Source organism: Bacillus cytotoxicus NVH 391-98 (assembly GCF_000017425.1).
Taxonomy (GTDB): domain Bacteria; phylum Bacillota; class Bacilli; order Bacillales; family Bacillaceae_G; genus Bacillus_A; species Bacillus_A cytotoxicus.
Genome location: NC_009674.1, coordinates 3831131 through 3844181, shown reverse-complemented (window position 1 = coordinate 3844181; position 13051 = coordinate 3831131). Strand labels below are relative to the sequence as shown.

The 13051-nt window shown below is 36.3% G+C and carries 13 protein-coding genes and 1 pseudogene; 5 read left to right on the top strand and 9 right to left on the bottom strand.

Features of this window, described 5'->3' with window-relative positions:
• Nucleotides 1–49 precede the first annotated feature (49 nt).
• Nucleotides 50–526, bottom strand: coding sequence for a competence protein ComK (locus BCER98_RS19075; protein WP_235436430.1), 477 nt, complete (start codon nucleotides 524–526; stop codon nucleotides 50–52).
• A 198-nt stretch (nucleotides 527–724) separates the two neighbouring features.
• On the opposite strand from BCER98_RS19075, the gene BCER98_RS19070 reads away from it, so the two are divergent.
• Complete coding sequence (locus BCER98_RS19070) at nucleotides 725–1123, top strand: DUF4359 domain-containing protein (RefSeq protein WP_012096227.1); 399 nt, start codon at nucleotides 725–727, stop codon at nucleotides 1121–1123.
• Between the two features lie 21 nt (nucleotides 1124–1144).
• Here the strand turns inward: BCER98_RS19070 and BCER98_RS19065 are convergent, their stop codons facing one another.
• On the bottom strand, nucleotides 1145–1360 hold the full coding sequence (locus tag BCER98_RS19065; RefSeq protein WP_012096226.1) for a DUF2922 domain-containing protein: 216 nt from the start codon (nucleotides 1358–1360) through the stop codon (nucleotides 1145–1147).
• Nucleotides 1361–1374: 14 nt separating this feature from the next.
• A complete protein-coding gene (locus BCER98_RS19060; protein WP_012096225.1) occupies nucleotides 1375–1599 on the bottom strand; it encodes a DUF1659 domain-containing protein in 225 nt (74 codons plus the stop codon).
• A gap of 108 nt (nucleotides 1600–1707) precedes the next feature.
• Between BCER98_RS19060 and BCER98_RS19055 the strand changes: the two genes are divergently transcribed.
• The gene (locus tag BCER98_RS19055; RefSeq protein WP_012096224.1) at nucleotides 1708–2202 is read left to right on the top strand and encodes a VanZ family protein; all 495 of its coding nucleotides are present in this window, start codon (nucleotides 1708–1710) and stop codon (nucleotides 2200–2202) included.
• 20 nt (nucleotides 2203–2222) lie between these two features.
• Here the strand turns inward: BCER98_RS19055 and BCER98_RS19050 are convergent, their stop codons facing one another.
• Nucleotides 2223–4979 (bottom strand): DEAD/DEAH box helicase, encoded by a 2757-nt coding sequence (locus BCER98_RS19050; RefSeq protein WP_012096223.1) that lies wholly within the window; start codon nucleotides 4977–4979, stop codon nucleotides 2223–2225.
• On the bottom strand, nucleotides 4963–6582 hold the full coding sequence (locus tag BCER98_RS19045) for an SWIM zinc finger family protein (protein ID WP_012096222.1): 1620 nt from the start codon (nucleotides 6580–6582) through the stop codon (nucleotides 4963–4965). Before BCER98_RS19045 ends, BCER98_RS19050 begins: the two co-directional genes overlap by 17 nt.
• A 64-nt stretch (nucleotides 6583–6646) precedes the next feature.
• On the opposite strand from BCER98_RS19045, the pseudogene BCER98_RS21505 reads away from it, so the two are divergent.
• Nucleotides 6647–6892: pseudogene (locus BCER98_RS21505) on the top strand (TcaA NTF2-like domain-containing protein); the annotation flags it as partial.
• A gap of 53 nt (nucleotides 6893–6945) precedes the next feature.
• Here BCER98_RS21505 and BCER98_RS19040 read toward each other — a convergent pair.
• The gene (locus BCER98_RS19040) at nucleotides 6946–7239 is read right to left on the bottom strand and encodes a DUF3910 family protein (protein ID WP_012096221.1); all 294 of its coding nucleotides are present in this window, start codon (nucleotides 7237–7239) and stop codon (nucleotides 6946–6948) included.
• Nucleotides 7240–7325: 86 nt separating this feature from the next.
• Nucleotides 7326–8180: a cell wall-binding protein EntA gene (locus BCER98_RS19035; protein ID WP_012096220.1), complete on the bottom strand. Its 855-nt coding sequence runs from the start codon at nucleotides 8178–8180 to the stop codon at nucleotides 7326–7328.
• 680 nt (nucleotides 8181–8860) lie between these two features.
• Here BCER98_RS19035 and opuD point away from each other — a divergent pair.
• Both opuD and BCER98_RS23430 read left to right on the top strand, forming a co-directional pair.
• The gene (opuD, locus tag BCER98_RS19030; protein WP_012096219.1) at nucleotides 8861–10378 is read left to right on the top strand and encodes a glycine betaine transporter OpuD; all 1518 of its coding nucleotides are present in this window, start codon (nucleotides 8861–8863) and stop codon (nucleotides 10376–10378) included.
• A gap of 258 nt (nucleotides 10379–10636) precedes the next feature.
• Nucleotides 10637–10771: a hypothetical protein gene (locus tag BCER98_RS23430; RefSeq protein ID WP_087095574.1), complete on the top strand. Its 135-nt coding sequence runs from the start codon at nucleotides 10637–10639 to the stop codon at nucleotides 10769–10771.
• 172 nt (nucleotides 10772–10943) lie between these two features.
• Here BCER98_RS23430 and BCER98_RS19025 read toward each other — a convergent pair whose 3' ends face one another.
• Nucleotides 10944–12245 carry a glycosyltransferase family 2 protein gene (locus BCER98_RS19025; protein WP_012096218.1) on the bottom strand — a complete coding sequence of 434 codons (1302 nt, stop codon included), beginning with the start codon at nucleotides 12243–12245 and terminating at the stop codon, nucleotides 10944–10946.
• Nucleotides 12242–12997, bottom strand: coding sequence for a hypothetical protein (locus tag BCER98_RS19020; RefSeq protein WP_012096217.1), 756 nt, complete (start codon nucleotides 12995–12997; stop codon nucleotides 12242–12244). The genes BCER98_RS19025 and BCER98_RS19020 overlap by 4 nt, the downstream gene beginning before the upstream one ends.
• Nucleotides 12998–13051 lie beyond the last annotated feature (54 nt).

The window sequence follows — 13051 nt, the reverse complement described above, 5'->3', positions numbered from 1 at the left end:
TCAGAAAGTGGAGGCAGGTTAAACAGACTGACTCCACTTTCGTATTATTCTAAAAATCATTATGAAAATCTTCAAGCATCATTTGAGCTAAAAGATTACCAGCCTTTCTCCATTGTAGTTTCATTTGATAAGCACTAATAGAGAGGGTGATATTGTCTCCATTGCAAAAATATACGATAGCTCGGTTGTTATCATCTTTTTCTATATATGCAATGTTTTTATAAAATAACCATGTACAGTCCCAAGTATGAGGAGAATGAGTAGGAATGGCACAGATGAAACGACGATGATCAATAGGAATGGGTGTATTTTGATATAATTTCCATTTTGCAACGATTGCTTTTCGTCTACCCTCATATGTAGAATAATTATGTGAGATAATGAGTTCCTTTATGATTTCAAACGGTGTTTTTGGTGAGTAAAAAATTTCATCCGTAGTATGGATTTGAGTTTGAAAAAAAAGATCTCTATGTGGTAACAGCATCATTATCATATTTGAAATAGTATGAATTTTCGCTATCTCCAACAATGGAAGACCTCCTTTTAAATTAAGATGGCTTACAAATTTTATAATAAAGGCCAAATATAAAAATAGATTTAAAATAATGTAAAAAATTGTAAAGTTATAGATATTTTTAGAGGATTTCTTCTATAATCCTTTTTATAATTTGCATCGCTTGGACATATATATGAGAATAGAAAGTGTTAGGCGGGTGATAAAAGTATGAAAAAGAAATATATCATTGCGGCTCTCGTTGTTCTTTTGTTTATTTATTTAGCTAATAGTAACCCGAGCAAAGGAGAATATACAGAGTGGGCAGCAAAGCAATTCATGAATCGAAATGATATTAGTAAAAAGCTTACAGAAGTTGAAAAAGAGGATCCAGATGGGTTACTCGGGGAACTTGCAACAATCGGTAAGAAATTAGCGAACAAATATGTACAACCTCAAGTAGGAGTGTTAATTGATCATTATACAAAGCGAAATGATTATTTGTTCTTCTCAACGTATACAACGGAGTTCACGCTTGGAAAGGAACAGTATAAATATGTTTCGGTTGGATTTTCCCATATTTTCATTCCAATTGAAATGCCGAAGAAAAAAGACGAAGCCGCAGCGTAAGGCAGCTTCGTCTTTTTTGTATTAAGGAGCAATATTTACTTCTGTTACTGTCTTTTCAACAAGTCGTGCTCCTTTTTTTTGTGCGTTTTCTCCAAGTGATAAGAAAATGGAAGAAGCAAGAATCGTATCCATCACTTGACTAATGGTTTGCTCATTGACAGGCGTAACGGGATTATCGAGGGAGAAAACAACTGTTTTCCCATCTTCTTTCGAAAAAATTAATTCTAGCGTTTGCATAAGTTATACCTCCTTTATAAGTTTGAAAGATCAGTTGTGCTGACAACTTGTACAGCGTGAAGTTTTAATTCTTGTAAGGAAGAAAGCGCGCGTGCAACGTCATGTACTTTTTCTAAATCAGCGTTTGGCTTAACTTGTTTTAACTGTTTGTTTTTAAATACTGTTTTTCCATTTTTGTCTAGACCAGCGTTTAGAACAAGTCGTAAAGTTAAATCCGTTACAATTGTTTCCACTGCCATGTTCTCACCCCCTTTTCACCATATATATAGGAGGGAATAGTAAGATTTTGGCGTGAATTTTTTTATTTTTTTTGGTACGCTTAGGAGAAAGAGAGAGGAGTTTCAAAAATGAAAAGAAAGTGGTTATTTTGGATTCCCGTTTTCTTATGGATGGGAATTATTTTTTATTCTTCAGCACAGCCGTATAAAAAGCAAGATATGCGTTCAGATATTGAGCAGTACGTGAATGTAGAATTTGTGAAAGAGCACTTTTCATGGGTATCGATTGATTATGGTGGAGGAACCCCGGTTAGTATTGCGAACAAAGGAGTCGGTGGCTTTATTGAATTTTTCCTTCGCAAAGGTGCCCATTTTATGGTTTTCTTTATGCTTGGTGTATTGACATATTACGCGCTTTATCGCTCTGGTTATTCAAGGAAGCGATCGTTTCTTTTTGCACTACTTTTTGTTGCTGGTTATGCAACATTTGATGAGATTCATCAGTGGTTTACAGGAGATCGTACACCGATGTGGCAAGATTCCTTGTTAGATACGTGCGGCGGATTGACAGGTATTCTGATTAGCAATTGGTTTTGGCATAGAAAAAGGAGCTCATCCCATTAAGGATGGCTCCTTTTTCTGTTTTATACGCCAAGAAGTGTTTTCAGTTCGTCTGTAGATAGCTCTGTTATCCAGTTATCGCTTGTGATAACTGCATTGTTGAGCGATTGTTTACGTTCAAGCATTTCATCAATTTTTTCTTCCAGTGTTCCTGTTGTGATCAGTTTATGCACATGGACGAATCGTTTTTGACCGATGCGATAAGCTCGGTCTGTTGCTTGATTTTCTACAGCTGGATTCCACCAGCGATCATAGTGAATGACATGGTTAGCTGCCGTTAAGTTTAGCCCTGTCCCCCCAGCTTTTAAGGATAGAATAAAGATATCATATGTTCTATTTTGGAATTGTTCAATCATTTTATCGCGCTCTTTCTTTGGTACACTTCCATTTAAGTAAAGAACGCGCTGACCAAATGTTTCTTCTAATACAGTCTGTAACATGTGCCCCATTCCGATATATTGTGTGAAAATAAGGCAACTTTCATTTTGGTTCTTTATATTTTCAATCAAATCCATTAATGTTTGCATTTTCATGGAACGCTGTACAATATCTTTTGGTACATCTTCTTTTAAATAGAGAGCAGGATGATTACAAATTTGTTTTAATTTATTTAGCATAAGTAGAATAAAGCCACGTCTTTCAATTCCATTTAAGTTTTCTACATTTTTTAATGTATCTTGTACAAGTTGTTCGTATAGTGATGCTTGCTCACCAGTTAACGGACAGTATGCTTTTTGTTCTTGTTTATCCGGTAAGTTCAATGCGACTGTTTGATCTTGTTTTGTACGACGCAGTAAGAATGGTGAAATGAATCGCTGTACTTGCTGAATTTTAGCTTCATCTCGATCCTTTTCAATCGGTGTAACGAAGCGGCGCTGGAATTGTCCAAGACTTCCAAGGTACCCATGATTTAAAAAGTCAAAGATCGACCATAGCTCAGCAAGACGATTCTCCATTGGTGTTCCTGTTAACGCAATTTTATGGTTTGCCTTTAATTTGCGAACTGCTTTTGATTGCTTCGTATGTGGATTCTTAATATTTTGTGCTTCATCTAAAATAATAGAATCCCAGCATAATGTGCTTAATTCTTCTTCATCAAGTTGCGATAGTGCATAAGAAGTTAGTACAACATCTGCACCTTGTAGAAATTCCTTAAAAGCCTCTCCTTTTGCGCGATTGCTACCATAATGTAATATGACTTTTAAATGGGGAGCGAATCGCTCGAATTCTTTCTGCCAATTCCCAAGAACAGATGTTGGCGCAACAATTAAAGCTGGACCTGTTTGAAGCTTGTTTTCTTTTACATAGAGTAAGTAAGTGATTGTTTGGATGCTTTTTCCAAGTCCCATATCATCTGCCAATAATGCTCCAAATCCAAGCTCGCGTAAATATAATAGCCAACTAACACCATGTTCTTGATACGGGCGCAGTGTTGCCTGTAAGGAGGATGGTATTTTGATTTTCGGAATGTCACCGATATGCAGCAATTTTTGGAAAAGCTCTTCATAATAATCATCTAGCTCAATTTCAATATCAGCAAATGGACTCTCTTCTTGAGTCGTTTCTATTTCGGCTGAACGAGATAAGTGCTGCTGCAACACATCTTTCATTTCCAGTCCGTATTTGTCCGCATGCTTCATCAGTTTTTTTACTTCTTCAATAAAGGCAGGATCAAGCCTCATCCATTGTCCATTTAAATTGAACAGCCGTTTGTTTTGCTCGACAAGTTCAAAAAATTCGCTTTCTGAAAGATCAATTCCTTGTGTAGAAACACGCCAATCAAAATTCATGAGTGTGTTCATACCAAAGAATGATTGTGTTTGCACCGTATTTTGCTTTAATTGGATGCGCAGTTTTGGTTTCGTTACTTTTAAATTTTGCCACCAAGATGGTAATAAAATGGTAACACCAGCGGCTAATAATTCATTACTTGCTTCCGTTAAAAAGTTCCAAGCCTCTGTTTCATAGAGTTCATCTCGAAAATGGTCCTCTTCTTTCAGCCATGGAACGAGCTTGCTGAATCCTTCCTGCATTTCTTTAATTCGGTTCTCATAGCCCTGCCATCTCTTTGGCAATGAATGAGAGTCCGTATAGATATAGATGCGATGTGCTCCGCGTTTTGGCGCAAGAATCGTTTCCAATTTCCACATTTCCAATTCATCATGTGGCTCTTGTAGACGAAGACCGATTGTGAAGGGAAGATCGTCTTCCATATAACCAATTTTGCGGAGCCAGTCTTCTTCATGAAGTGCTGTCTCTAGTTGTTTTTTGGAAAACTCATAATGCTCATATAATCGCTTCGCATTTTTCCATCCGTCTCCTGAACGCGTATCTTGCAAAATACTTTCATTAACAGCTTCGGAGAATAAGGTTGCTAGCGTACGATCTTCAATAGAGTGTTTCTCTACCTTCCATGCTGGATAATGAGACCATCGCTCTATATCAGGGAGGAAGTCCCCGGCTACAAAAGCATCCCATAGTTCTTTTGCCTCTGGCGTTAGCAGGGTAGTTGGCCCATTCCATTGCAGATTGGCAAAGGTGTTCATCGGTTTATTTGCAATGTATTCAAATGCCTGAAGGCTCGTTAAGATAAATCCAGGTCGTCCGTCATGGATTGCTTCTTTTAAAAAAGTACCGTAAAAGGAGGTGGAGTGCCATGTAAAGGCATGTTGTCTCCAAGCCATCTCAGGTAATGGATGCCCGGTTTCATTCTCTCCCCAGAGGAACCAACCTTGATTGACATATTGGAGCCGAATTGTTACTTCAATTTGTTTGATCATCGATTAATTTTCCTTTCCGTAATTCCTCTTGTAGGGCGCGTAAGCGTGAATGTAAATTAGCAATTTGAATGATGAAGGCATTCCATTCATCTGTTCGCTTTAGACGTTTATATAGCATGCGTAATTTTTTTAAATAGCGAACAGCGCGGCGATAAGACTTTCGATTTCGTTCCTCAATTGCTTGTACTGTAGCAAGATGATAAAGAGGGAGCGCTGCTTCAGGTGCTTCTTTTTCAATTTCTTTTAGCGGCTCCTTCAATACTTCAATCGCTTCAAGGCCATGCAGGAGATGCAATTCCGTCCATGTGTGATACTGTTTTTTTGCCAATGCATATTGTTCATAATTCGCGAAGCTGTACGGTAATAAATCTTGCAAAATCATTTCCAACCCAGCTTGTTCATTCATTTGTGTCGCATATGTTTCATACATCATGACAAATAAACGAACGATATCTTCCACAAAAATCGTATCGGCTTGATCTTGTATTGTTTTTTTCACTTGTTTATATGTGAAAGATAACCAATTTTTTGCACGATCCCATTGCATCGTACTTAGCAATTCTTCTAGCCAATCAAAATAAAGACTAACGACGAATGCGGGTTGTTTCTCTAATCGTTCCATCGCTCCTTCATCATTTCGCTTTAGAAAGAGTAGGTGTGAAGATGCGAGTGCTTTTGAGAGCGGGTGCATCTTTGTATCAATTCGTTTCTTTTCTTCCTCAAGGAGAAGGTTCTCTGTTAAGAGTTCTCCCCATATATGACGGTAAATAAAGAATCTTTCTTGTGTATAGGAGTCTGCTGAGAAGAACATGGTATGTACGAGCCGAGCCGTTTCCTGCAAGATGGGTTCACATTCAGCAGGTGCAGGTTCTGATTTGAAATCTCGTACAATGGACTCCACTTTATCTACAAATAGATGAATTACGTTAATGGGTTGATGATAAGAATAGATTTTTTTTGTTTCAAACTCCTTGACTTCTTCTAATAGTTTTTGAAAAGAATATAACGCGCCGTGCAGTTTATATAACTCATGGATCGCAACAACGCGCGGTGCTTTCCGCTCCAATTTCATGTAAAAATCTGTAAAAATACTCATTAGAAAATACATTTGTTTATAAGTAAGACGCGCCTGCTCTTTCTTAAATGTCTCATATTCAGAGTCAAAGTATGAATACCAACTTGTATAATCCGTTTCTGCAAAAGAGGAGGATTGTAGCAGTTGTCGAGCCGTTCGAATTGGTGTTTGCGATGGTTTTGTTTTATTTTTAAATAATTTTAATACATCGCCCACTTTTCCAAAACTAGAAGCAGCTGATAATAAGACGGCAAGCATATGCTCGCATTGTGTAGGTGCAAAACAATCGCAATAACTGTTTGATACATTGCGAATGGGAATGTGAACGCTATATATGTTGCTATCAGTCTCTACCGTCCCTGATAGCGTATACCCATCAAAATCCACATTATAGACAACACCGCTGCGATATAAATGACGAGCGTTCGCAACATGTTCTTGATCAGCCGCCTGCTGCGGATCTAATCCTTGAACAAATTCATTTGCAATCATCATAATCTCATCTTTCGTAATTGAATGTTGCAGCATAATTTTCCTCCGTACAAAAATTTTCGTTCCTCTACCATTATAAACAAAAATGTAGGAAAACAGAAAAAAAGGAATTACAGAAGACTTATTAACGATAGATGTCCGTAATGTAGAAAGGAAAAGTGCTACGAAGTATAAAGTAACGACGTATGAGGAATATCATATTCGTTATGGTGATGGGTCAGTGAAGTTTAAAAGCTTTAGTAATGACCATATGGTTACGGTAAATGAAGATGGAAAACTACTATATCATTCACTTGTAGCAAATAATCCGTTAAAGTCTGAGGAAATTGCTGGTCCGACGCATTAACTAGAAAAGAAACTATCTCGTTAACGGGATAGTTTCTTTTTGTAAGATTGATTTTAGGATAATACGGCTTGTACATAAGGATCTTGTAGAATTTTGTTAATGAATGGAAGCATGTCTGTTCGGAAGGGAATATCGATTGGAAATGGTTTTTGTGACCCGGGCTTAACACCATATTGAATCATTTTGTAATGTGTCTTTTCATCATGCTTTAGTATAAGTAATTTATAGCGGTTATCATCTTGTTCAATCGAGAAATCAATAGAGGTTGCATCGTATGTCATATCATCATCTTTATATAGGTAAGACTTTGGAGTTCCAATCCAGTCTATTTTTGCTTGTAAGTTCATGTTTTTACCTCCTTACTGTCATTATAGAAAAATAAAAGCCAGCTCTCAAATATAAGAGAACTGACTTATGATTTAGCAGTTATTGATTATTTTAAAATTTTTACTTTTACCGTTTTACGTCCCCATTTGTTAGCAGCGCTATCTGAACCAACTAGAACGTCGATACGGTTACCTTTAATTGCACCGCCAGTATCACCAGCGATTGCTTCTCCATAACCTTCTACCCATACTTTTGATCCTAATGGAATCACTTTTGGGTCAACAGCAATCATTTTCATATTTGGATTTGCTGTTAGGTCATGACCCATTGCAGTTAATACACGACCACCATATGTGCCGCCGTTTTCACTTGGATGAGCTGTATATGCTGTCGCTACAACCGTTAATTCACGGCCGCCAGCAGGCGCACTTGTAGCAGCTGCTTTCACTTGCATGACAGGTTTTGCTTGTGCAGCTGATTTAGCAGGAGCTTGTGTTTCTTGTTTTTCTACTACAGGAACTACAGGAGCTTCACCTGTTAAGAAAGGAACATGAACATAAGCTGTTTTCCCGTTATATTCAAATTGTAACCATCCATTTTGTACTTGGTTCGTTGTTTCGATTTTATCATCTTTCTTTAACGTACCAAGAATTTCTGAATTTGTGTTTGCTTCTGCACGTACATTTAATACGTTAGCAGTTACATAGTAGATGCTTTTTGTGAACTCTGCACTTACGAATACGTCTTTACCATTGAATTTAATTTGTGACCATCCGTTTTCTGTATTTATAACATCTAGTTTATGACCATTTAATACTTTTCCTACAACTTTTGATTCCGTAGTTGGGTTTTCTCGTACATTTAGTACGTCTGTTGTTACAACAGTTTCTGCACTAGCAGAAGTAGTGAAAATCCCAAGACCAAAAACTGCTGCTGTTGCTATACCAATTAATTTTTTCATGATAGCCTCCATTGCGTTTGTTTTCGTGTCCTCATTATAGCAACAGATTTTTTTAGAATTGGGGAAATCATAGAATTACAAACCATTCGTAAAGAACCATTAACAATTTGTAACATAGCAAAAAAAGATAGAAAGCGTTTTTCATGCCTTATTTTTAAGTAGTTTACATTATATATTCCTCATTTTTAATATAGTATCTATTTTTCGGTAGAGATAAAAATATTACGAAGACATTACATAAGTTTTACTAATGGGTTACATTCCTTGAGTATTTTACTAATTTATGACTAAAATAGTTATATAAACATAAATATTTTATGTGTAGATTTAAAAATACGTAATATATCCTAACAAAAAACCGCATAATTGTTACAAAAAGAAAGAGTGAACATCCATGCATTTTCTCTTTTTTTACAACTGTAACACATCTTTTTTAGGGAAATAGATCCCTTCCGCATTTATCTCGCATCATTTGACATTGTAATCTTCACCTTTTGCTTTTCAAGGAAGTAAAAAGATGATTTGAGAAGATACAAATTGTCTATAAGAATTCTAATTGGTGGCCATTATTTTACACATTTGTAGAAAGATACCGGCAGTATTGTTGTAATTTATCCGATTTAACACATTGGAATTCGTGTCATTTTACACAACAAAAGAAACCTACGAAGGGGGATTTGATGAGGAAACTGACGAAAACATTTATTGTTTCATTGGTATTATGTCTTGCATTTACGATTTGGGGGATTATTCCTGAATCAGTGATTGGAAAAGGAAGTTTAGGAAATGTCACAACTGCTATTCAGCATGTGTTAGTTAGTAAGTTTGGTTGGTTTTATATTATTTCTGTTTCTATTTTCCTAGGGATTTCTATCTTTTTAATCGTTTCAAAATACGGTTCAATTCGTTTAGGGAAAGATGATGATGAACCTGATTATAGTTATTTAACATGGTTTGCCATGTTATTTAGTGCTGGTATGGGGATTGGACTGATTTTCTGGGGCGTTGCGGAACCATTAAATCATTTATATGCACCACCATATGGAGAAAGTGCTACAGAACAAAGTGCCCGTCTGGCACTGCGCTTCTCATTTTTCCATTGGGGATTACATCCTTGGGGACTATATGCACTTGTAGCGCTTTGTATTGCGTATTTTACATTCCGAAAAGGAAAGCCAAGTACAATTAGTGCGACCGTAGGCTCTTTATTTAAGAGTGGAGAACATGGGCGCGTTGCACATATATTTGATGTATTAGCTGTTTTTGCAACAGTGTTTGGTGTTGCAACTTCGTTAGGACTTGGTGCACAACAAATCGCGGGCGGTATTGGGTATTTAACGCCGATACCGAATTCATTAACAACACAACTCGTGATTATTGGTGCTGTAACAATTCTGTTTATGTTATCTGCTCAAACAGGATTGGATAAAGGGATTAAATATTTAAGTAATACGAATATTATTTTAGCCTTTGCACTAATGGTAATTCTATTATTTGCAGGTCCAACGAATTTTATTATGAACTATTTCACTTCGACAATTGGGGCTTACATTCAGGAGTTACCAAGCATGAGTTTTCGATTAAGTCCATTAGATAAAAGCGGAAATCAATGGATTCAATCATGGACAATTTTCTATTGGGCATGGTGGATTGCATGGTCACCATTCGTTGGGACGTTTATTGCTCGTGTATCGCGCGGACGTACAATTCGAGAGTTTGTAATTGGTGTACTGCTCGTTCCAACATTAATTGGGGCACTTTGGTTCTCTGTTTTTGGTGGTACTGGTATTCATATGGAATTATTTGACCATGCAAATATTTATGAACAAATTAAAGAGATGGGAACAGAAATTGGATTATTCGCTGTGTTCGATCATATGGGAAGTATCGGTCCTCTGTTATCAGTACTTGCAATTCTCTTGATTTCAACGTTCTTTATTACATCGGCGGATTCTGCGACATTTGTTCTTGGTATGCTAACGACACACGGTAGTTTGAATCCACCAAATCGCATTAAGTTGATTTGGGGTATTGTTCAAGCGGCGTTAGCAGCAATTTTACTTTATGTCGGTGGTTTAGCTGCATTACAGACAGCTTCTATTATCGCAGCATTTCCATTTGCATTTGTTATCTTCTTTATGGTAGCTTCGTTATTTAAAGAGCTACAAAAAGAAGGGCGGCATCGCCAACGTAAATGATCGGAAAAAGGGGCTATCCCAAAAGGGAGTGTCACATAGTCGAAAATTCGACTTATGGGACAGCTCCTTTTTTTACGCAAAATAATATTGCTCGGCTAAAAATTTTTATATTTTTTCACATGATTTTCATAAGTTATTCATATTTTTGACAAAAAATTGTCAGAAATATGTTGTCACTTTTCTATATATATGCTATATTATTTATTGTAAGCGATTTCAATAAAGTTTTAAGTGTATTCAAGGGGGACAACTAGAATAATGAAACGTTACGAAAGAAAGTGGAAGCATATTTGTTTGAAACGTGTAGCACATCGTAATGTGCAAGAAAGCACGGAACCAAAGACTCAAGTAGTGAAAGAACAACAAGACAAGCAGTTGGTTTTACAAAAATAGCAGTCACTTTTTCGTATATAAATGAAAGTAAATCGTTCGTTGGGGGATGGACGTGAAACTTACTTTCGGCTAAGGGGTATTTGTCCGATATATAGACGTTTAGTCAAAAAATAAACACAGAGCATACGGCGCTCTGTGTTTATTTTTTAATCAAACGTTTGTTTAAATAGGACTACTTCTCTTTTTTGAATCGAACCGTTTTATCCCAACCGATGACTTGTTTTTTACTTTTTGCACGCAAATAAAGAATGAGGCTGCGAATAAATAAGTAAGTAAAGAGTTGGGCATAGGTAAAGTACATAATGATACTAATGAAAATATTAATTGGTGTAAATGTTCTTTCAACACTTTGTGAACTAAATAGTTGGGCAGTATACGTAATATATGCGACATACCACATAAATAGTAATGGAATGGTATAGTGAATGTGAAATAGACCGAGTAATCCTACAATGAACCAAATATTCGAGATAATGAGAAATAACCAAAAGACAAGGTAAACGAGTACCTGCTGTAAGGAATGGACAAGCAACTTTCCTTTAAAGAAATGGAATGAAGAAAATATTTTTTCCAAAATGTATAAGTTTCCTTGTAGCCAGCGTGTTCGTTGTTTAATCAAAATTTTTAAGTGCTCTGGTTCTTGTTCCCAAGTAACAGATTCAGGGACGATTGGTAATACATAGCCTTGTTGCGTAATTCGTAATGTCAGTTCTGCATCTTCCGCAATTGCATATGGATCATAGCCACCGAGTTCTTCTAAAGCAGACCGACGAAGAAGCATATTTGTCCCGGTAAGAGAACCGGTTTGAAATAACAGCCAGCGTCCGGATTGCATGAGAAGCTGGAAAATTTGAAATTCTAGTGAAATCATTCGTGTTAACCAATTTCGTTTCTCATTTATCGTTCGAACATGTCCAACTGCACCAACTGCGTTCTCGGTTGTTTCAGCGTATTCTACAAGCATTCGCAATGCATGTGGTTCAGGCTGATTGTCAGCATCATATACACAAAAATATTTACCATTCGAAATGCTAAGGCCATAATTTAATACGCGTGATTTCCCTTTTGGTTCGCCTGGAGGAACGCGGATGTGACGAATATGAGCATAATCCCTATCGAATGCATCTCCAATTTCGGGTGTTTCGTCCTGTGAGTTATCATTTAATAGATAAATGGTGAGTTGACCTGGATATTCAATCTTGACCATTGCTTCTAGTGTATCTTTCATAACGATCCCTTCGTTATGTGCTGGAATGAAAATATCGACACTCGGATAATGGTCCAATACACGTTCTTTCTTCTTTCTATTTCGATGAATCAGCCCTGCAATCGTTAATAATGAATAATAAGCAAGTAGGGCTGAAAATAAGAAAGCAGTACAAATTAAAACATATTTAATAGAGAAGACGATGCTAATTAAAAAGACAAGTATGCAAAATAAGAGAAAGAATAGGAAAATAATGAGTGTCATCATAAGGGACTAGACTCCTGTCCATTTACTTGCTTTTGTGTGATTTGAATTTGTTGTATTGCATCGTCTGTTAACGATTCTTTCATTTTCGGATATAGTCGATTCATGACAATTTCAGCGCCAGCTATATCTGTATTTTGAAGTAAAGTTACTAAAGTATGATGATCATATTTTCCCACAAGGTCAAAATCACGTCGTACAGTAGAAAGTAATAAAGAAGCTATACGATCCATAACACTTTTCTTTGTATGTTTACTAAAAGAGATGAAATCGAAATAGATAATTATTCCTGTTTCGCTGCGACGTTTCATGGCAGCAATTAACAAAGTTTGACGTCTTTCAAATTCTGTTCTTGTTAGGAGTTTTGATTCACCGATGTACTGTTCTAATACCTGTATTCGTTCGGTTAAATTTTTATTTTCCAGAATCACTTGTTTTAACATATAAGTTGAAATATATACAAAGAAGAAGTTAGCTACCGTAAGGAAATGCGTAATCATATACTTCAATTGTAGGGATGTGCTCCATAAATAAACCCATGACTGATAGAATAAATAAAATACAGAAAGAATCGTCCCAAGTATAAAGAGTACAAAAGCCTGTTTGTCTGGTATAAATAAAAACAGTATGTGAACGAGGACATAGGAAATTGTAAAGAGTATAGCGTGTTTATATGCTGTTATATATATGGTTGTAAAATAAAATAAAATTTGTACAATCCAAAGTAGTAATACTTTTATAGAGTTATATTTCATTTGATTCCCCCTCAGGCTCGTATTTGTAGTATGCACAGTTTTATAAGAATGAAT